13 protein-coding genes and 2 rRNA genes are annotated in these 20,478 nt (G+C 67.2%); 7 read left to right on the top strand and 8 right to left on the bottom strand.

From position 1 onward, the window contains the following. Window positions 1–7 precede the first annotated feature (7 nt). Complete coding sequence (locus P9849_RS00940; protein WP_278267874.1) at window positions 8–865, bottom strand: amino acid ABC transporter ATP-binding protein; 858 nt, start codon at window positions 863–865, stop codon at window positions 8–10. Then, window positions 862–2,040, bottom strand: a complete 1,179-nt coding sequence (locus P9849_RS00935; protein WP_278267873.1) for an amino acid ABC transporter permease — start codon at window positions 2,038–2,040, stop codon at window positions 862–864. Before P9849_RS00935 ends, P9849_RS00940 begins: the two co-directional genes overlap by 4 nt. Before the next feature lie 286 nt (window positions 2,041–2,326). Between P9849_RS00935 and P9849_RS00930 the strand changes: the two genes are divergently transcribed. Together P9849_RS00930 and P9849_RS00925 are read left to right on the top strand one after the other, a co-directional pair. Next, a complete protein-coding gene (locus tag P9849_RS00930; protein ID WP_278267872.1) occupies window positions 2,327–4,300 on the top strand; it encodes an FAD/NAD(P)-binding protein in 1,974 nt (657 codons plus the stop codon). 107 nt (window positions 4,301–4,407) lie between these two features. Further along, window positions 4,408–5,004: a GNAT family N-acetyltransferase gene (locus tag P9849_RS00925; RefSeq protein ID WP_278267871.1), complete on the top strand. Its 597-nt coding sequence runs from the start codon at window positions 4,408–4,410 to the stop codon at window positions 5,002–5,004. Between the two features lie 200 nt (window positions 5,005–5,204). Here the strand turns inward: P9849_RS00925 and P9849_RS00920 are convergent, their stop codons facing one another. After that, a complete protein-coding gene (locus tag P9849_RS00920; RefSeq protein ID WP_278267870.1) occupies window positions 5,205–6,329 on the bottom strand; it encodes a GNAT family N-acetyltransferase in 1,125 nt (374 codons plus the stop codon). After that, window positions 6,322–6,939 carry a DinB family protein gene (locus P9849_RS00915; RefSeq protein WP_278267869.1) on the bottom strand — a complete coding sequence of 206 codons (618 nt, stop codon included), beginning with the start codon at window positions 6,937–6,939 and terminating at the stop codon, window positions 6,322–6,324. Before P9849_RS00915 ends, P9849_RS00920 begins: the two co-directional genes overlap by 8 nt. Window positions 6,940–7,051: 112 nt before the next feature. Between P9849_RS00915 and P9849_RS00910 the strand changes: the two genes are divergently transcribed. After that, entirely contained in the window at window positions 7,052–8,779 is a 1,728-nt protein-coding gene (locus P9849_RS00910; protein WP_278267868.1) for a helicase HerA-like domain-containing protein, read from the top strand. Window positions 8,780–8,849: 70 nt separating this feature from the next. Beyond that, window positions 8,850–9,845 carry a hypothetical protein gene (locus tag P9849_RS00905; protein ID WP_278267867.1) on the top strand — a complete coding sequence of 332 codons (996 nt, stop codon included), beginning with the start codon at window positions 8,850–8,852 and terminating at the stop codon, window positions 9,843–9,845. Window positions 9,846–9,935: 90 nt separating this feature from the next. Here P9849_RS00905 and P9849_RS00900 read toward each other — a convergent pair whose 3' ends face one another. Both P9849_RS00900 and P9849_RS00895 read right to left on the bottom strand, forming a co-directional pair. Then, the gene (locus P9849_RS00900) at window positions 9,936–11,891 is read right to left on the bottom strand and encodes an NHL domain-containing thioredoxin family protein (RefSeq protein ID WP_278267866.1); all 1,956 of its coding nucleotides are present in this window, start codon (window positions 11,889–11,891) and stop codon (window positions 9,936–9,938) included. Then, entirely contained in the window at window positions 11,888–14,173 is a 2,286-nt protein-coding gene (locus P9849_RS00895; protein ID WP_278267865.1) for a cytochrome c oxidase assembly protein, read from the bottom strand. The genes P9849_RS00900 and P9849_RS00895 overlap by 4 nt, the downstream gene beginning before the upstream one ends. Between P9849_RS00895 and P9849_RS00890 the strand changes: the two genes are divergently transcribed. The 3 genes from P9849_RS00890 (at window position 14,172) to P9849_RS00880 (ending at window position 16,152) form a co-directional block, all read left to right on the top strand. Next, complete coding sequence (locus P9849_RS00890; protein WP_278267864.1) at window positions 14,172–14,369, top strand: hypothetical protein; 198 nt, start codon at window positions 14,172–14,174, stop codon at window positions 14,367–14,369. The two genes, P9849_RS00895 and P9849_RS00890, sit on opposite strands and share 2 nt — an antisense overlap. After that, entirely contained in the window at window positions 14,366–15,016 is a 651-nt protein-coding gene (locus P9849_RS00885; RefSeq protein ID WP_278267863.1) for a LysE family translocator, read from the top strand. Before P9849_RS00890 ends, P9849_RS00885 begins: the two co-directional genes overlap by 4 nt. A 182-nt stretch (window positions 15,017–15,198) precedes the next feature. Then, the gene (locus tag P9849_RS00880; protein WP_278267862.1) at window positions 15,199–16,152 is read left to right on the top strand and encodes a patatin-like phospholipase family protein; all 954 of its coding nucleotides are present in this window, start codon (window positions 15,199–15,201) and stop codon (window positions 16,150–16,152) included. A 413-nt stretch (window positions 16,153–16,565) separates the two neighbouring features. Here P9849_RS00880 and rrf read toward each other — a convergent pair. Together rrf and P9849_RS00870 are read right to left on the bottom strand one after the other, a co-directional pair. Further along, window positions 16,566–16,682: ribosomal RNA gene (gene rrf, locus P9849_RS00875) — 5S ribosomal RNA — on the bottom strand. 231 nt (window positions 16,683–16,913) lie between these two features. Continuing rightward, a 23S ribosomal RNA gene (locus P9849_RS00870) occupies window positions 16,914–20,042 on the bottom strand. Window positions 20,043–20,478: the final 436 nt, after the last annotated feature.

Genomic DNA, 20,478 nt, shown 5'->3' with positions numbered 1-20,478 from the left:
GTGGTCCTTAGATGTTGAAAGCAGGTTCGATGACTTTGGAGAGGAACGCCCGGGTGCGTTCCTGCTGCGGACTGCCGAAGAGCTGGGCGGGCGGCCCGGACTCGACGATGCGGCCCTGGTCCATGAAGACCACGGTGTCGGCGACGTCCCGGGCGAAGCCCATCTCGTGCGTGACCACGATCAGCGTGGTGCCGGTGCGGGCGAGGTCCCGGATGACGTCCAGCACCTCGTTGACCAGCTCGGGGTCCAGGGCGGAGGTGGGCTCATCGAAGAGGACCAGGCGGGGTTCGAGGGCCAGGGCCCGGGCGATCGCGACGCGCTGCTGCTGACCGCCCGAGAGCTGCCGCGGGTAGGCCTGGGCCTTGTCCGCCAGGCCGACGCGGTCCAGGAGGACCTTCGCCTTGGCGGTCGCCTCCTCGCGGCTCCGGCCCTGCGCCACGATGGGCGCCTCGATCACGTTCTCCAGCACGGTCAGGTGCGGGAAGAGGTTGAAGTTCTGGAAGACGAAACCGATGCCGGTCCGCTTGGCCAGGATGTCCTTCTCCTTGCGCTCCAGCAGGCGGTTGCCCTTGAGACGGTAGCCGACCGGTTCGCCGTCGATCGCGATGTAGCCGGAGTTCAGGGCCTCCAGGTGGTTGATGGTCCGCAGGAGGGTGGACTTGCCGGAGCCGGACGGCCCGACGATCACGGTCACCTCACCGGGCCGGACGGTCAGGTCGACGCCCTTGAGGACCTCGACGTGGCCGAAGCTCTTGTGGGCGTTGACGATGTCCACACGGCCCACGGTCCCGGGGGCGACGTCCCCCGGTGCGGCATGCTTCGCCGTGGCCGGGGTGGCCGGGGCTGCTGCTTCGACGGTGCTCATGGGAGGTCCTTCCGGGCGGGTTCCTGACCAGTGGTCCGATCATTCGAAATCCGGGCGGCGGGCTGAGCCGCGGACTGGAGTGCCGGGCGGCGGCCCGGCGTGAGGTTGGCACGGATCCGCTGCCAGGGGGTCGGCGGCAGATTGCGCACCGAACCCCGCGAATAGTGGCGTTCGATGTAGTACTGGGCGACGCTCAGCACCGAGGTGATGACCACGTACCAGAGGGTCGCCACCAGCAGCAGCGGCAGCACCTGCTGGGTCCGGTTGTAGATCACCTGCACGGTGTAGAACAGCTCCGAGTAGGCGAGGACGTAGACCACGGAGGTGCCCTTGACCAAGCCGATGATCTCGTTGAAGGCGTTGGGCAGGATGGCCCGCATAGCCTGCGGGAGCACGATGCGGGTGTTCCTCCGCCAGGCCGGGATGCCGAGGGCCGCGGCCGCTTCGAGCTGGCCCGCGTCCACGGAGAGGATCCCGCCGCGGATGATCTCGGCCGAGTAGGCCGCCTGATTGAGGCTCAGGCCGAGGACCGCCGCCGCGAACTGGCTGATCAGCGTGGTGGTGGAGGCTTCGAAGAACCGGACATCCGTGAACGGGATGCCGAGGCTGATCTTCTCGTACAGGTACCCGAGGTTGTACCAGAGCAGCAGCTGGACGAGCAGAGGCGTCGAGCGGAAGATCCAGGAGAACGTCCAGGCCACGCCCACCAGAAGCGGCGAGGCGGAGAGCCGCATGAGAGCCAGGACGAAGCCGAGCAGGAAGCCGAGGGTTCCTGCGATCACGGTCAGCTTGAGGGTCTCCAGCAGACCGTTGACCACCGATTGCGCGGTGAACCACTGCGCCACCACGCCCCACTCCCAGCGCGGGTTGGTGGCCAGCGAGTAGGCGACGGCCGCCACGAGGATCGTGACGAGCACGGTGCCCACCCAGCGCCAGGGGTGCCGCGCCGGGACCACCCGGAGGTCGGCGCCGGCGGGGAGGGCCGGCGTCGCGCTGTCCGCAGTGGCGCTGTCCGCCTCACCGTCCGCGGTCAGGAGGCCGAGAGAGTGGCGATGTTCCGTCCCGTCGTCGAAGGTCGTGGGGAAGCCCGTCGCGGGGGCCGCCTTCTGCGGTTCGGCGGGCTGGCCGAGCACCCCCTCGGGGGGCCCTGCCGGGGTGTTGGTGATGACACTCATGGGAAGTCCTCGATGATCAGTTCCAGTGGGATTGGGTGCCAATCTATGGACCGTCGAGGGGCGCGTTCAAGGGGCCGATTCACATTCCTGCACCCCCGTTCATGGCGCGTCTTTCCGGGTCACACGGGGCCATATGCGGCTCCCCACGACGCTCCGTGACGAGCCGTGAACCCCGGCGTCGGGGCGTGACGGCAGGGCTGGATTCCGGGCCGTCCACGCTCCTAGGGTCAGGTTCCACCAGACCGTTCCCGCAGCCGTTCCCCGGCCCGCGTCCCAGGAGGAAGCCATGAGTCACCGCAGGCCCACGCTCGTCATGATCGGGGCGGGTCCGCGCGTGGCCGGAGTCCTGGAGCGACTGGCCGCGAGCGCGCCCGAACTCCTCCGCAGCCCGGTGGATCTGCACCTCGTGGACCCTCAGGAGCCGGGGTCGGGCCGCGTCTGGCGGCACCACCAGTACGCCGGTCTGCTGCTCAACTCCATGGCCCAGGACATCACCCTGTTCACGGACGCCACCGTGCATTGCGCGGGGCCACGGGCCGAGGGTCCTGACCTGCTGGCCTGGGCGGGTCTCCTGACCGCTGGGGAATTGGACGACGACGGCCACCCCGCCGACCCCGCGCTCGAGGATCCGGCACTGCTCGCCGAAGCCGCGGCCCTGCGCACCGGATCCTTCCCGAGCCGCCGGCTCTTCGGCGCCTACGCCCGCTGGTTCCTCCACCGGGCCGTACTGCGGCTGGCTCCGCGCGCCCGGGTCACCGTGCACCGCGACACCGCCACGGCCGTCCACCACGACGACGCCGGCTACCGCGTGCAGCTGGGCTCCGGGCCGGTGCTGGACGCCGACGTCGTGCTCTACTCCCTGGGGCACAGCGACGCCCGGCCGGACGCCCGCGAGCGCACCCTGACGTCTTTCGCCGAACGGCACGGCGGCCTGTACCTCCCTCCGGCCTACACCGCCGACGCGGACTACGCGGGCATCGCACCAGGTCAGGACGTGCTGGTGTCCGGCATGGGGCTGGCTTTCGTGGACCTCGTGGTCCTGCTGTTCGAGGGCCGCGGCGGGCGATTCACCCGGCGCGCCGAAGGCGGACTGGACTATGTGCCCTCCGGACGCGAACCCCGGCTGTGGGCGGGGTCCCGCCGCGGGGTGCCGTATCACGCGAAGCCACAGGTCCCCCTTCGGGCCCCGGCGCCGAGCGGCACCCGCTACCTCACCCAGGAGGCCGTGGGGGCACTGCTGAACTCGGTGGACGAGATCGGATTCCGGGAGCATCTCTGGCCTCTGGTGGCCAAGGATGTCGCCCACGCTTATTACGCGGAGCTGTTCGCGGCCTCGCCCGAACGGGTGGACGGACCGTGGGACGCCTTCGAGCGACGGCTCGACACCGTGGAGTGGGGGTCAGCCGAACAGCAGCGACTCCTGGCCGACTTCGTCCCGGACCCGGCGTACCGGCTGGACTTCGACCAGGTCGACCGCCCCCTCGGCACGGGACTGAACCCGGAGTTCGGCGGCCTGGCCGATCGCGAGGCGGCGGTGCTCCGGCACGTGGAGGAAGACCTCCGGCTGCGCAGCGACCCCTCGCACAGCGAGCAGACCGCGCTCTTCACCGGATTCCTCTACGCCTACTTCTCCCTGGGCACGCTCGTTCCAGTGGAGCGGCTGAGCGCGTCGGCGCTGGCCGAGATCAACGAGTGGTGGCACGGGTTCTTCTCCTTCATCGACTCCGGCCCGCCCCCGCACCGGCTCGAGGAAATGCTCGCGCTGCACCGCGGGGGGTTCCTGCGCTTCCTCGGGCCCGGGGCCGTGATCGCGCCGGACGAGACGAGCGGCCGGTTCGTCGCGTCCCTCCCGGGCAGCGACGACACCGTCAGCGCCGCCGTCTTCGTGGAGGCCCGCCTGCCCGAGCCGACCGTCGAGGGTTCCCGCAATCCCGCGCTCTGGCAGCTCGGGAGCAGCGGGCTGGGACGGGAGAAGCAGGTGCTCACCCGCGCCGGGGTCAGCAGCTCCGGGCGCCTGGCCGTGGATGCGCAGCAACGCATTCTGGGGCCCGATGGCGCGGAGCGGCGTCACCTGTTCGCCGTCGGCCCGTGGACGTCGGCGTGGGGGTCGGCCGCTTTCGCGCGGCCGCGCACCAACGCCGCCCCGTTCCGGGAGAACGACGCCCTGGCGCGGAGGCTTCTCAAAGCGCTCAACGACGTCGCGGCCGGCGGGCTCACCGGTTCGGACGCGGCGCCCGCGCCGGAAAGGCTGCGCGCCTGAACCGGCTCGTTCCCGGCTTCTCCACCCACCCACAGCAGGCCGCCGCCTCGCAGGCCGGCCCTCCGAAACAGACCCTCCGACACAGCCCCTCAGAGACGGAAGATCCCATGAGCATCACCGCGAACCACCTGACCGAATCCGCCCCCGGCGTCTCCTCGCAGGCTGTCCCCTCACCGGCAGTGTCCTCACAGAGCGAGTCCTCCCCAGCCGGACTTCTCGACGTGACAGTCGTCCAGGTCGCCCTGGATGACGCCCGGGTGAAGCCGCTGCTGGACGAGCTCGCCGTCGAATACTCCACCCGGTACGGCGATTTCTTCTCGGCGGCCGGCGCACAGGAAGAGCTGTCCCGGTATCCGGCCAGCGAGTTCGAGCCCCCGCACGGCGCGCTCCTGATCCTGCAGGAGGGCGGAGAGACCGTGGCCGGCGGGGCGTTCCGCCGCTATGACCAGGAGACGGCCGAGTTCAAGAGGATCTGGACGCACTCCGCGCACCGCCGCAAGGGCCTGGCCCGCCGGGTGCTGGTGGAGCTGGAGCATGTGGCCCGGGACCGCGGGTACACCAGGGTCTACCTGACGACGGGTCCCCGGCAGCCCGAGGCGAAGGCGCTGTACCTCGCCACGGGGTACACACCGCTCTTCGACCTCGACGCCGACCCGGAGGAGATCAAACACCTGGCCTTCACCAAGCCTCTCTCGGCCGCCTGACGCTCCTGACTACTCCTTCTCCTCCTGAACGCCGCTCCCGTGAGCGCGGAAGATGTGCGCGCGAAGGATGTGAGCGCGAAGGAACAGCTGGTGCCCGAATCTTCCGCGGATCCGGGCACCAGCTGTTCTCTCGCGGAACCGGCCTCGCCCCCTGGACTCCCCGGTCCCCCAAACGTGCCGCTCTACCCGAACTCCCAGCTCTACCCGAACTCGCGCTCGAACGGCGTGGTCCCCGTGACGCGGACGAAGCCGTACCGTTCCAGGATCGGCCGCGAGTAGTCGGTCGAGTCGCTGTTGATCAGTGAGATGCCCTGGGCCAGCGCCGCGCGGGCGCGTTGCGCGGTCACCGCCCGGTAGATGCCCTGGCCACGCCACTCCTCCAACGTGAAGCCACCCCAGATCCCGGCGAAGTCGGTTCCCGGCACCGGCTCCAGCCGCCCACCGGACACCACTTCACCGTCGGCCACCGCCATCCACGCCTCGGTGCCGTTCCCCCGGGCCAGCCGACCCATCAGATCAGCGGCGCGACGCGGAGCATCGGCGGCGCTCCCGCCGAACGCGTCCTCCGCCGCGATGCAGAGCGCCAGGGCGTCCTCGAGGGTCAGCACCTGCTGCAGGCTGACGCCGTCGGGAAGAGGAACCTCGACGGCGAGCGCGGCGGCATCCCCGATCATCACCGATTCCTCCTCGCCCTCCGTGAAGCCCGCCGCCCGGAGCGCGTCCCCCAAACCGGGGAGCCCGTCATGGCTGCGGGTCTTCCATTCGAGCGTGGACAGCGGACGGCGAGGAGCGCGCACCGGTGTGCCGGCCGGCACCGAGCCACTCTGCATGACCGTCCCGGCCCGAGTTGCGGACGTCAGCGATCCGGCACCGGGCGAGAGCGCAGTGTCTGTGGTGAGCGCAGCGTCTGCGGTGAATCCCGTGCCGTCGGCTTCTCCCCCGGCGGCACTGTTCCTGCCGGATCCGGTGGCGGACTCATCGTCCAGACCTCGGAGCTCGCCCGCCAGGTCCAGAACGGCGGCGACCCCGGCATCCACCAGAGCGGCCAGGCGCCCCGGACGGGTCAGCTCGTCCCGCAGCAGTGCGGCATTCCCTTCCTGACCCACCGCGCCATGACTGATGAAGCCCGCTTCTCCCGCGAACACCGCCGTCATGACCGGGAGGAACGGGCCGTCCCCCGCGCCCTCCCCGACGCCCGGAGCCTCCACCAGCACGCCCTCCCGGGGATACCAGTGCAGCAGGCGACGCGCCAGCGCGCCCTGGGCCTCGGCGTCGAGCCTCAACTGAGAGTCATACTCGGCCAGCATGTCCGGTTCCTCACCCATGGACGGTCTCCCCCGCAGCGGCGGCAGCGGCACGGGCCGCGTCCTCGACCCGGTCACGGTAGGCGGACCAGCGGGCCTCATCGAAGTCGGGAAGGTTCGGATGCCCCGCGGTGTATCCGACACTGCCGTCGATCAGTTCGCGCACGATGTCCGCGTGGCCCGCGTGATGAGCGGTCTCCAGGTCCACATGGACCAGGATCTGGTGAAGCGTGACGTTCCGCGTCTCCGGCTTCCACCAGGGCACCACGCCCGGGGCGTCCAGGTCCAGTGCCTCGATGGTGGCGTCACTGTGAGCGGCCGAGGCGTGATGCAGGTCCAGGATGCTCTGGACCGATTCCGTCTCCGGCACCCACATGTCCGCGTTGTCCTCGGCGTCCGGAGCGCCCCAGGGCATGGGGTGCTCGAAGGGTCTGTCGAAGACCAGCCCGAAGTACTCGGCCTGGACGCTGGCGACGTGCTTCACCAGACCCAGGAGATTGGTCCCGGTCCGGGTCAGAGGACGGCGGAGATCGTACTCTCCGAGCCCGTCCAGTTTCGCCAGCAGGCCCGTTCGCCGCGCCCGGAGATAACGGTGCAGGGTCGTCTTGATGTCCTCTGGGGTGTGAGTCATGCCACGAGCCTACGACAAGGGTCCGACAGAAGATCCAGCCCTCGCACCGCCCCCTCGATTCCCGGCGGGGTCCCAGTGGTTCAAGAGCTTTGACACCCCCTCCCGCTAAGCTATGGCCATGGCCAGCAAGAGCACTGACTCCAAAAGCACCGAGGACAAAGTCCAGACGATCCGCGAGGGCTACACCTTCTCCGGCCCCGTGATCGAGCTGGGGGCGGCGATCGTGGACGACGCCGTCCACCAGGACGCCCCGGTCCGGCTTCCCCTGGGCATGATGAACCGCCACGGTCTCGTGGCGGGCGCCACGGGCACCGGCAAGACGGTCACTCTGCACATGATGGCGGAGCAGCTGTCCGCCGCCGGGGTGCCGGTCTTCCTGGCCGACATCAAGGGCGATCTGTCCGGTCTGTCCGTACCCGGCGCGGGCGGGGACAAGCTCCTGGCACGCACCGCCGAACTCGGCCAGCAGTGGAAGGCCTCGACGTTCCCGGTCGAATACCTCGCCCTGGGCGGCAACGGCAAGGGCATCCCCGTACGGGCGTCGATCACCAGCTTCGGCCCCATCCTCCTGTCCCGGGTCATGGACCTCAATGACACCCAGGAGTCGAGCCTCCAGCTGATCTTCCACTTCGCGGATCAGAACCAGCTGGAACTGGACGACCTCAAGGATCTCCGGGCGGTTATCCAGTACCTCACCTCGGACGAGGGCAAAGAGGCGCTGGCCCAGCTCGGCGGCCTGTCCAAGGCGACCGCGGGCGTCATCCTGCGCGAGATCGTGGCGCTGGAAGCCCAGGGCATGGAGCAGTTCTTCGGACTCCCCGAGTTCGACCCCTCCGAGCTCCTGCGCACGGCCCCGGACGGACGCGGCGTCATCAGCGCGCTCGAACTGCCCACACTGCAGGACAAACCCGCGCTGTTCTCCACGTTCCTCATGTGGCTGCTGTCCGAGCTGTTCGAGACCCTTCCGGAGGCCGGCGACCTGGACAAGCCCAAGCTCGTCTTCTTCTTCGACGAGGCACACCTCCTCTTCACCGGAGCCTCCAAGGCGTTCCTGCAGGCCATCACCCAGACCGTCCGGCTCATCCGGTCCAAGGGCGTGGGCATCTTCTTCGTGACCCAGACCCCCAAGGACGTTCCCGCGGACGTCCTCGGCCAGCTCGCGAACCGGGTGCAGCACGCGCTGCGCGCCTTCACCCCGGACGATGCCAAGGCGCTCAAAGCCACGGTCTCCACCTTCCCGGTCAGTGACTACGACCTGGACAAGGTCCTCACCTCGGCCGGGATCGGCGAAGCCGTCATCACCGTCATGAACGAGAAGGGCGCCCCCACGCCGGTGGCGCTGACCCGTCTCCGCGCGCCGGAATCGCTCATGGGCCCGGCGGACGACGCCACCATGAACCAAGTCGTCCAGGCGTCGTCCCTGGCCGCCAAGTACAGCCAGGCCACGGACCGTCAGTCCGCCTTCGAGAAGCTCCAGGGAGCCCCGGCCGCCGCTGCTTCCGGGCAGCCGGGAGCGACGGCGGGCACGGGCTCCGGAGACCAGGGCGCCGTGAACCAGGGCTCCGTGGACGAGGAGGCCCGCCGCATCGAGGCGGAGATCCTCGGGCACTCGGTGCCCGGCACCCCGGCACAGGCGCCTGCCCCCAGCGCCCCCGCGCCGAGCGCACCCCCGCCCCCTGCCCCGGAACCCGCGCAGAACCCGATGGGTGACATCATGGGAGGCCTGGGCTCTGCGCTGGGCGGCGGACTCCGCTCCATGGTGCGGTCGCTCGGCACCCAATTGGGCCGCGACCTGGGTCGCAGCATCTTCGGCACGTCCTCGAGAAGCAGGCGCCGCTGACACGGTGCGCCCCGCAGCCCGGGCGAAGGACAGGAAGGACGACCGGACGCGAGATGAGGTTCAGAGCAGCGTGACGTGGACACAGACCACCATCAAGGTGGCCGCATCCTGGCTTGCCGGCATCATGCTGGTGGCCGCCGCTGCCATCGTCACCATCGTCGTGGTGAACTCCGGCCCGGCGGGTGCGCAGGAACCGGTGCGCGCCTACCTCTCGGCCCTCAAGGACGGCGACGGCGGCAAGGCCCTCGGACTGGTCCGCGCCCAGGTGCCGGCCGGGAACCCCGGCCTCCTCGACGGCGCCGGCCTCAAGGCGTCCGTGGAGAAGCTCGAGGACCTCACGGTGGGGAGCCCGGAACGCCAGTCGGACGGCAGGATGTCCGTCCCGGTCACGTACTCCCTGGAAGGCGTGCAGAACAGCACCCGCTTCCTGGTGGAACCCGCCGGGCACGAGTGGCTGTTCTTCACGCGCTGGCAGCTGGTCCCTTCGAGCCTGCCCACTCTCACGGTGAACGTGGTCAACTCGAACCTGGCCACCGTCAACGGCGTCACGATGAACACCCCCAAGGGCCACGGCCAGTTCCCGGTGTTCTTCCCGGGCACGTACGAGGCTTCGTACAGTTCCCCGTACTTCGCGGCCCCGGCACAGCGGGTCTCGGTCTCGGGACCCAGCAGCAGCCAGACGGTCAATCTGAACACGGAGGCCACCAAGAGCCTGGCCGACGCGGTCTCCACCCAGGTGCACAAGTACCTCGACGACTGCGCCGCGGAAGCCAACCACGAACAGCGCCTCCAGCCGGACTGCCCGTTCTATCACGCCGGACTGGAGCGGGTCACGCAGGGGTCGATCCGCTGGAGCATCGTGGAGTACCCCAAGGTGGAGATCCAGCCGTACAACGGCCGCTGGGTGGTCACGCCGCTCGGCGGGAAGGCGAAGCTGAACGCGAAAGCGGTGGATCTGTTCACCGGCGTCGACGGCCCCCTGGAGCAGGTGCACCCGTTCAGCTTCACGGTGACGCTGAGCTTCACGGCGGACAAGGTGACGGTCACGCCCGTCGTCGACTACTGACCCCACCGCCACCGCGAAAGCACAGATGGTGCCCCTTCCCACCTCGGGAAGGGGCACCATCTGTGCTTTCGCGTGCGGAGCGGGCCGGACTCAGTCCATGCCGCGCAGGTCCAGGACCAGGTCCGTGTCGCCGTCGGCGCTCAGGACCACGGGGATGCCCCAGTCCTGCTGGTACAGGTGGCAGGCGGCGTGATCGGGGATCTCGCCGTCGGGGCCTTCGGCGCCGTCGCAGGCCGCCGCACGGGCGGTGATGTGCAGGATGCCCTCGGTGACCTCGGAGGACAGCTCGAGCGTGCGGTTCAGGCCTTCACCGGTGCCGCCGCCCGAGACCAGGAGCTCGGCCGGGGTCGAGGAGATCTTCAGCTGAGTCGGATCGCCCCAGCGGTAGTCCAGCTTCTGGCCGGTGGGAGCGGTGAAGCGGACCGACAGGTCGAAGGACCCCGGCGCCACGGGCGACGTCGGACGCTGCGTCTGGGAGGCGCCCTCGTCCACCTGCTGCGCCTCGGCCGGGATCGGCACGTAGATCAGCTGGTGCTTGTTGGCCTCCACCACCACGAGCAGCGGCTCGGCGCCCCGGGGGTCGAGGACCACGTCGCTGGGCTCGGCGAGGCCGCGCGTCAGGGTGGACACGACGCCGGTCGCCGGGTCGTAGCGGCGCACGGCGCCGTTGTAGGTGTCCGCGATCGCCACGGAACCGTCGGGAAGCACGGTGACACCCAGCGGGTGCTGGAGCCGCGCCTCGGAGGCTTCGCCGTCGCGGAATCCGAAGTCGAAGAGGCCCTTGCCGATGGCGGTCTCCACGGTCACACGGCCGGCGTCGCCCGTGGGCACGAGGCGGCGCAGCGCGGAGGTTTCCGAGTCGGCCACCCAGATGGAGCCGTCCGGTCCTTCGGCGAGGCCGGAGGACTGGGCGAACCAGGCGGAGTCGGCCGCGCCGTCGAGCAGGCCTTCCAGACCGTTGCCCGCCAGGATGGACACCTCGCCCGTCTCCGGGGAGAACGCGAAGATCTGGTGCACGCCCGCCATGGCGATCACCACGGTCTGCAGCGACTCGGACCAGAGCACGTCCCACGGTGAGCTGAGAGCGACCTGCAGCGGATCCGCGCCGAGCGGCCCGCCGTAGCCGGCGCCGTCGTCGTCCACCCGGGCGGGACCGGCTTCGAGCAGCCGCTGCACGCCGCTGCCGGCGAGTGTGGTCACCTCACCGGTGGCGAGGCTGATGCCCCGCAGGCGGTGGTTCACGGAGTCCGCCACGACGACGTCGTACCCGACGCGCGCCGCCAGCTCGGCGGGCAGGAGGGTGAGTCCCTGGGGCTCGTTGAAGCGGGCGCCCTCAGCCCCGCCGTCGACATGTCCCTTGGTCCCGTCGCCATACGCGGACAGGATGGTGTCGAAGTCGTCGGCGAGCTCCAGGACGCGGTGATGACCGGTGTCGGAGACGAGCCAGGACTCCTGCTCAGAACCGCGCCCGGCGGGCAGCAGCAGGGCCTTGCCCGGGAAGCGGAGCGTCCCGGAGGTCGCCTCCGGCGCCACGTACGGGCCATCGCCACGGTGCAGGGTGCCCTTGGCCTCGTGCTCCGCGATGAGTTCCGGGATCAGCACGGCCAGGCCGTCCGCGTGGCCCTCGCCGGAGAGGTGCGCCACCACGTAGCCCTCGGGGTCGACGACCACCAGGGTCGGCCAGGCGCGGGCGGTGTAGGCCTTCCAGGTGTCCAGCTCGGGGTCGTCGAGGACCGGGTGGTGGATCTCGTAGCGCTCCACCGCGGCGGCGATGGCCACCGGGTCGGCCTCGTGCTCGAACTTGGGCGAGTGGACGCCGACCGTCACCAGGACGTCACTGTACTGCTCCTCGAGCGGGCGCAGTTCGTCCAGGACGTGCAGGCAGTTGATGCAGCAGAAGGTCCAGAAGTCCAGCAGCACGATCTTGCCGCGGAGTTTCTCCAGGGAGAGCTGTTCCCCACCGGTGTTGAGCCAGTTGCGGCCCACCAGCTCGGAAGCGCGGACACGGGTGGCGCTGCGCACGGAGGTCGCGTTCTCGGTGGTCATTCTTTCTCCTTCGGTTCCGGCGTGCCGGCTCCCGGCGTTCCGGGTTCCAGCGTAGAGGCCGCGCCGGCGGTGGGCGCAGTGCGTCCGGTGGGTGAACCGTCCCTCTGGGCAAGACGGGTGAACATGTCGTTGTAAGCGGTCAGCTCGGCGTCGTTATTCCTGTCGGCCGCCCGGTCCTTGCGCCGCGTCTCCCGTTCGTCCGAGCGGGACCACATGATGGCCACTCCGATCGCGAGCAGAACGGTGGGGACTTCGCCGATCCCCCAGGCGATCGCGCCGCCATGCTGCTGGTCCACGATCGCGCTCGGACCCCAGGCACGGCCCAGGTTGCCGAAGTAGTCAGCCGCGAGCAGGCTCGTGCCGCCCATGATCGAGACGCCGAAGAAGGCGTGGAACGCCATGGTCGCCAGGAGCAGCAGCAGCCGCATCGGGAACGGGGCGCGGCGCGGCAGCGGGTCCTGGCCGATCATGGTCAGCGCGAAGATGTACCCGGTCAGCAGGAAGTGCAGGTTCATCAGCTCGTGGCCCACGTGATCCCGCATCGCGAAGCCGAAGAAGTCGGAGTAGTAGAACAGCACGATCGAGCCGGCGAAGTTCGCGGCCGCGAAGAGCGGATGCGTCACCACCTGGGAGAATCGGGAGTGCACGAAGGCGAGGATCCATTCGCGCAGACCACGGCTGCCGTCAGTGCGCGGTGCGAGCGCGCGGAGCGCCAGGGTGATGGGCGAACCGATCACCAGGAAGATCGGCGCCACCATGGTCAGGGCCATGTGCTCCACCATGTGGATGGAGAACATGACGTGCCCGTACACGCCGGGGGCGCCGGAGATGATGTACGTCAGCGCCGCGAGGCCGATGAACCAGGACACCGCCCGCATGACGGGCCAGCGGTCGCCACGGCGGACGACCTTGATGACACCGAGGGCGTACGCGACGGCGCCGAGCACGGCCACCGCGACCCACAGCCAGTCGAGGCGCCAGACCGTGAGCCAGCGTTCCGGGGTCAGTTCAGGCGGCAGCTCATAGCCGCTGAGGATGAAGGCCGGGCTGGCGTCCTCGGAGTACTTGGTCTCGGACGGCGGGGCCGAGGAGGACAGCGCGACGGCGACCGCGCTCGTCGCGGCCATGACGAGCAGCTCGACGCCGATGATCTGCCAGAGCACGCGCTGCGCCGTGAGGGAGCCCTTGGACGGGACCGAAGCCGCCTTGCCCCGGGAGGCCGCGCCGTCGTCGTCGCCCAGCCGCGGAATGATCCACGAGCGGTGCATGTACCCGATCGCACCGAGGACCAGGGCGCAGAACGTCTTGACCAGCACCAGCTGGCCGTAGGGCGAGTAGAAGAGGTTGTGCCAGCTGGTGATGCGGATGGAAGCGCTGATGATCCCGGATGCCGTGACCAGCACGAAGCAGAAGAGCGCCAGCGCGGAGAAGCGTTTGAGGGTGGCCGCGGTGATGTCGCGGCGCGGGGTGCCCGAGGCCGGGCGGGCCAGGAGGCCGGAGATGAGGGCGAGGACGGCGATGCCGCCCACCCAGAGCGAGGCCCCCAGCACGTGGAGTCCGATCGAGTTCACGGCGCCGGCGTGGTCGTTGGAGCTCGCCGCGTGGCCGTTCAGCGCCGGCGGCACCATGCCGAGGAGCGCCAGGAGCAGCGTGAACGCGAGCGCCGTCGTGTTGCGCAGGCCGAAGCTGGCGGTCGCCACGAGCGCCGCGACGATCACCACGAAGAGCCACCCCCGGCCCAGCGGGAAGTCGCTCATGAAGAAGACGAGGGCCTTGGTGTACTCGGTGTCGCCGCTGAGGGCCTGTCCGGACACGTTCGCGTAGGTCAGCACCAGCACCGCGATCGCGGACACGGTCCAGAGGCTTCCGGCCACGCCCGCCAGCAGCATGGTCCGGGTGAAGGCAGGGTGTTCCGGCACGTCCTTCGTCTCGCCACCGCGCCGCGGGGCGCGGATCCCCTGCGGCAGCACGACGACGGCGAACGCCAGCGCCGCGACCGTCACGGCCAGGCTGAGGTTGTGGACGGTCTTGGCCACCGGGAGCCCCCAGCGCACCAGGGCGCCGGGATCGGAGAGCTGACGCACGCCTGCGGCACCGGTGAACAGCAGGCCGAGGACCAGCGTCACGACGGCCACGGCGATCGCCGCGAACTGCCAGCCCGGTCCCAGCCCCGTCCGGGTGGCCTGGGGTGCGGGACCCTGGCCGGCCTTCCCGTTCGACCCCTGCCCGCGCGCGGGTCTTCCGGGGCGTGAGGAGACCTGGTTCCTGGTGGTTGCTGGCATGCCTCCATTGTCCCGCGCGCGCGAGGGCGGGTCGAATCGGGGCGTCTGGTTCACAGGTGGCGGTCAGGTACCGGCCGGGCCGGATTTCCGTCTCGATTCGCTGCGTGCGCCCGTCTTCGCCTTCGGCGCCCCGATTGCGGCGCCGAAGGTCATCAAGGGCGCGGAAGCCGCCAAGCGCTTTAAGATGACCGGGTGACCCTCGAACAGTCCCTGCTGGGCTTCGCCGCCCTGTCCGTCCTCATCACGATCCTTCCGGGAACGGACACCGCCCTCGTCCTCCGCTATGCCCTGGGCCGGAGCCGCCGTCACGCGTACACCGCGGCGCTGGGCATGATCACGGGCGCGTTCATCTGGGGCGTGGCCGCAGCCACCGGAGTCTCGGCGCTGCTGGCCGTCTCGACCGCCGCGTATGACATCCTCCGTGTCATCGGCGCCGGGTACATGCTCTGGCTCGCCTTCTCCTTCTGGAGGGCCTCCTTCCGCACGGGCGACGGCACCGCCGACACCGCCGGCGGGCCGGCCACCGTGGCGCCCGAACACCTCGGGAAAACCTGGGCGAAGGGCTTCCTCTCCAACATCCTGAATCCGAAGTACGGGATGTTCTGCCTGGCGGTCATCCCGCAGTTCCTGGTCCCATCGATCGCTCCCCTCTGGATGGGGCTGATGCTCTCGGTGATCAGCAATCTGGAGGCGGCCCTCTGGTTCACCGTGATCATCACAGCGGCACACTATTTCCGGCGCTGGCTGGACGGACCCCGGTTCCGCAAGATCATCGACCGCGTGACGGGGACGGCGCTCGGGGCCTTCGGGATCGTGGCCCTGGCGGAGACGCGGCACGGCTGAGGCCGACGTCCGTTGCACCGCCGCCGTCGATGTGCGACTATTCGACTGATCGTGAACGAATCACAGGAGGTGAGACCCATGGACGCAGTATCCGCAATGGGCGCTCCCCTCCGCCCACGATTCCGCGGCTGACGCAGCCGCCCTGGGAGCGCCGTCCAGGCACTTCGCGAAAGGCGACTCCCATGCACCACGACACTTCTTCTGATTTCTCCTCTGCCACCCGCACCTCCAGCGCTCCGGGCCGACGCGCCCTGGTCCTCGGTGGAGGCGGGTCCACCGGCAACGCCTGGCTCCTCGGCGTCATCGCCGGCCTGGCCGACGCAGGCCTCACCGTGACGGACGCCGACCTGATCATCGGCACCTCCGCCGGCGCCACGGCGACGGCGCAGCTCACCGGAGCCGATCCGGCCGAACTCTACGAGGCCTCTCTCACGCCACCACCCGCCCGACGTCCCCAGCCGTCGACGGGGGACGCGGGAGGCCGAGGGTTGGCAGGATCCACCATCAATCACCTCGAGCGGACCGACAGGATCATCTCGGACGCCAGTGACGCCGACGATATGCGCCGCCGGATGGCCGCCGCTGCGCTCGAGCTCCCAGGTTCATCCGACCCGGAGATCCACTCCCGATGGCGCGCGACTGTCGCGTCGCGCCTGCCGAGCCAGGAGTGGCCCGATCAACAGGTCCTGCTGACCGCCGTGGACGCGAACACCGGCGAGCCTGTCGTGTTCACCCGTGAGAGTGGCGTCTCCCTCGCCGACGCCGTGGCGGCCAGTTGCGCGAGCGGCTTCGACTATCGCCTCGGGGACCGGCAGTACATCGACGGCGGGTACCGGCGTAACGAGAACGCCGACCTCGCCGCCGGCTGCGCCCGGGTCCTGGTCCTCTCACCGTTCGGCGGACGGACGCGCACGCCGCTGGAGTGGGGCCAGCACCTCGGCGCTCAAGTCGACGAACTGCGCGACGCCGGCAGCGCCGTCGAAGTCATCTCACCTGAGCCGGAGAACGAGCACCTCTTCGGCGCCAACGCCATGAACCTGGCCCTGCGCCCGAACGCGGCGCGGGTTGGGTTCGAGCAGGGCCAGCGCCTCGCTGGGAAGCTGGCGCTGTTCTGGGATGTGTCGGCAGCGGTGTGATCTACAGCTGAGCTCGGGTGTTCCGGCATGGCGCCGGTGTGGGTGGTGCTCGTTCCCCTGTGGGGCGGGTGCCCCCTCTTTTTCTGGCCCTGTGGGGTGGTGTGGGCGGTGGCGGCCGTCGCCTTTGTCCGGGTGTGGTGGTGCGTGTGTTTGCCCACAGGGAGAGTTCGGTGGCGGGTGGTTGGTTACGGCCGGCCCCGTGCTCAGATGTTGGTGGGGGCTGTGGTGTGGGCGCTGGTGGCTGACTGCCGGGGGTGTGCCCTTAAAGACGAACAGCCCCGTGCTGGTTGGCTGGGGGCTGATGCTCGTGGTTGGTGGTTAAACGCGAACTGCCCCCTGTGTGTGGGGGCTGTTGGGTTGTTAATGCAGTGATGGCCCGGGCGTCGTTGCCTGGGCCATCTCTGTGTGGTTGTGTCCGGCGGTGTCCTACTCTCCCACACCCTCGCGAGTGCAGTACCATCGGCGCTGTGGGTCTTAGCTTCCGGGTTCGGAATGGGACCGGGCGTTTCCCCCACGCTATGACCGCCGTAACTCTTTCAAACACCCCACCCGTGGTGGGGGTTGGTTTGTAAGGGTCACTGGATCGTTTCCGTGACACGCAACACCGATCCATTGCTTCCCCGTTGTGGTGGGGTGGTGGTGTTGCTGTATTTAGTTATGTCTGGTTCCCTCGGAACAAACTGGTGGGTTTGTTGTTTGGGGACCGCATGGTGGACGCGTAGCACAGTTTTTTCACTCCACACCCGTATGGGGTGTGGTGTGTGGTCAGGTTGTCGGCTTATTAGTACCGGTCAGCTTCACAGGTCGTTAGTCCCTGCTTCCACGTCCGGCCTATCAACCCAGTGGTCTGCTGGGAGCCTCTCGACCCCGAAGGGTCATGGAAATCTTATCTTGAAGCGGGCTTCCCGCTTAGATGCTTTCAGCGGTTATCCCATCCGAACGTAGCCAATCAGCGGTGCACTTGGCAGTACAACTGACACACCAGAGGTTCGTCCGTCCCGGTCCTCTCGTACTAAGGACAGCCCTTCTCAAATTTCCTGCGCGCGCAGCGGATAGGGACCGAACTGTCTCACGACGTTCTAAACCCAGCTCGCGTACCGCTTTAATGGGCGAACAGCCCAACCCTTGGGACCTACTCCAGCCCCAGGATGCGACGAGCCGACATCGAGGTGCCAAACCATGCCGTCGATATGGACTCTTGGGCAAGATCAGCCTGTTATCCCCGAGGTACCTTTTATCCGTTGAGCGACGGCCATTCCACAATGTACCGCCGGATCACTAGTCCCGACTTTCGTCCCTGCTCGAGATGTCTCTCTCACAGTCAAGCTCCCTTGTGCACTTACACTCGACACCTGATTGCCAACCAGGCTGAGGGAACCTTTGGGCGCCTCCGTTACTTTTTAGGAGGCAACCGCCCCAGTTAAACTACCCATCAGGCACTGTCCCTGACCCAGATCATGGGCCGAAGTTAGATGTCCAAAGTGACCAGAGTGGTATTTCAACGATGACTCCACGAACACTGGCGTGTCCGCTTCACAGTCTCCCACCTATCCTACACAAGCCACTCCGAACACCAATACCAAACTATAGTAAAGGTCTCGGGGTCTTTCCGTCCTGCTGCGCGTAACGAGCATCTTTACTCGTAGTGCAATTTCGCCGAGTTCATGGTTGAGACAGTAGGGAAGTCGTTACTCCATTCGTGCAGGTCGGAACTTACCCGACAAGGAATTTCGCTACCTTAGGATGGTTATAGTTACCACCGCCGTTTACTGGGGCTTAAATTCCCGGCTTCACACCAAAGGTGTTGACCGGTCCTCTTAACCTTCCAGCACCGGGCAGGAGTCAGTCCGTATACATCGTCTTGCGACTTCGCACGGACCTGTGTTTTTAGTAAACAGTCGCTTCCCCCTGGTCTCTGCGGCCCTTATCCGCTCCGAGGAGCAAGTCCTCTTCACAGTCCGGGCCCCCCTTCTCCCGAAGTTACGGGGGCATTTTGCCGAGTTCCTTAACCATGATTCTCTCGATCGCCTTAGTATTCTCTACCTGATCACCTGTGTCGGTTTCGGGTACGGGCGGCTGGAACCTCGCGTCGATGCTTTTCTCGGCAGCATAGGATCACTGAATCCCCCACAAGGTGGGGTCCCATCACGTCTCAGCCTTATATGCTCCCCGGATTTGCCTAGGGAACGGCCTACCTGCTTAGACCGGGACTACCATCGCCCGGCTCAGCTACCTTCCTGCGTCACACCTGTTAATACGCTTACCTCCCCCGATCAGTTCCCAGCCTCACCACACACCACTTGCCCGAAGGCTCCTGGAGGCGGATTGGGTGGTTAGTATCCCGGGCTCAGTATGGGCGGTTCTTCGCCGGTACGGGAATATCAACCCGTTGTCCATCGACTACGCCTGTCGGCCTCGCCTTAGGTCCCGACTCACCCAGGGCAGATTAGCTTGACCCTGGAACCCTTGATCATCCGGCGGACGGGTTTCTCACCCGTCTTTCGCTACTCATGCCTGCATTCTCACTCGTGTGGTCTCCACCACTGGTTTACACCGCGGCTTCACCGTCCACACGACGCTCCCCTACCACTCCAGACGACTGAACCACGAAGGCTTGTCTACTATCTGAAATCCACGACTTCGGCGGTGTACTTGAGCCCCGCTACATTGTCGGCGCGGAATCACTTGACCAGTGAGCTATTACGCACTCTTTCAAGGGTGGCTGCTTCTAAGCCAACCTCCTGGTTGTCTAAGCAACTCCACATCCTTTCCCACTTAGCACACGCTTAGGGGCCTTAGTCGGTGGTCTGGGCTGTTTCCCTCTCGACCATGAAGCTTATCCCCCACGGTCTCACTGCTGCGCTCTCACTTACCGGCATTCGGAGTTTGGCTGACGTCAGTAACCTTGTAGGGCCCATCGGCCATCCAGTAGCTCTACCTCCGGCAAGAAACACGCAACGCTGCACCTAAATGCATTTCGGGGAGAACCAGCTATCACGAAGTTTGATTGGCCTTTCACCCCTACCCACAGCTCATCCCCTCCATTTTCAACTGAAGTGGGTTCGGTCCTCCACGACGTCTTACCGTCGCTTCAACCTGGCCATGGGTAGATCACTTCGCTTCGGGTCTAGATCACGCCACTCAAACGCCCTATTCAGACTCGCTTTCGCTACGGCTTCCCCACACGGGTTAACCTCGCGACGTAACACTAACTCGCAGGCTCATTCTTCAAAAGGCACGCCATCACAGGTACAAGCCTGCTCTGACGGATTGTAGGCACACGGTTTCAGGTACTATTTCACTCCCCTCCCGGGGTACTTTTCACCTTTCCCTCACGGTACTGGTCCGCTATCGGTCATTAGGTAGTATTTAGGCTTATCAGGTGGTCCTGACAGATTCACACGGGATTTCTCGGGCCCCGTGCTACTCGGGTATCATCCCTCGAGCGGTGCATCAACGCGACAATTACGGGACTCTCACCCTCTATGGTCGACCATCCCAGGCCGTTCATCTACGCCAGCACATTCACACCCGACCAGGTCAGTGACCCTGGTACGGAACAACCCCACAACCCCGACCATGCAACGCCCACTGGCTATCACACATGGACCGGTTTAGCCTGATCCGCTTTCGCTCGCCACTACTCACGGAATCACATGTTGTTTTCTCTTCCTGCGGGTACTGAGATGTTTCACTTCCCCGCGTTCCCTCCACACAGCCTATGCGTTCAGCTGCGGGTGACTACCCATAACAGGCAGCCGGGTTTCCCCATTCGGACATCCTGGGATCAAAGTTCGGTTATCAACTCCCCCAGGCTTTTCGCAGATTCCCACGTCCTTCATCGGCTCCTAATGCCAAGGCATTCACCGTGCGCCCTTAAAAACTTGGCCACACAAAAACCAAGACAAACACCACAACCCACACAACCCCCCAAAAGAAGGGCCACCCAGGCCATGACGCTCGCCTTATAAGATGCTCGCGTCCACTATGCAGTTCTCAAACAACAACCCCACACCCCCATCCAACACACCCAACCGGGCACGCCTTCCAGAAGCAGGGCAACCAAACGAAACAACAACCACCACACACCCCCAAAGGAGACATGCGACGGGCCTGTTGCTTCAGGACCCAACAGTGTGTCAACAACCCCAGCACCACCACAACACCACACCCGTTCCAACCAACCGTCACCGGCCGGCGTACTAAAACGCAGCATCACAGCACCCGTGCAGGAACCGCACCCCCAGCCAACGGGCCCCCTTGTTTCACAGGAACCCACCAACCATCACGAGGATGTGTTTCTTCGATATTCCACCCATGAGCACC

This window comes from Arthrobacter sp. Y-9, from assembly GCF_029690065.1.
Taxonomy (GTDB): Bacteria; Actinomycetota; Actinomycetes; order Actinomycetales; family Micrococcaceae; genus Arthrobacter_E.
This window is presented reverse-complemented; position numbering and strand designations above follow the sequence as displayed.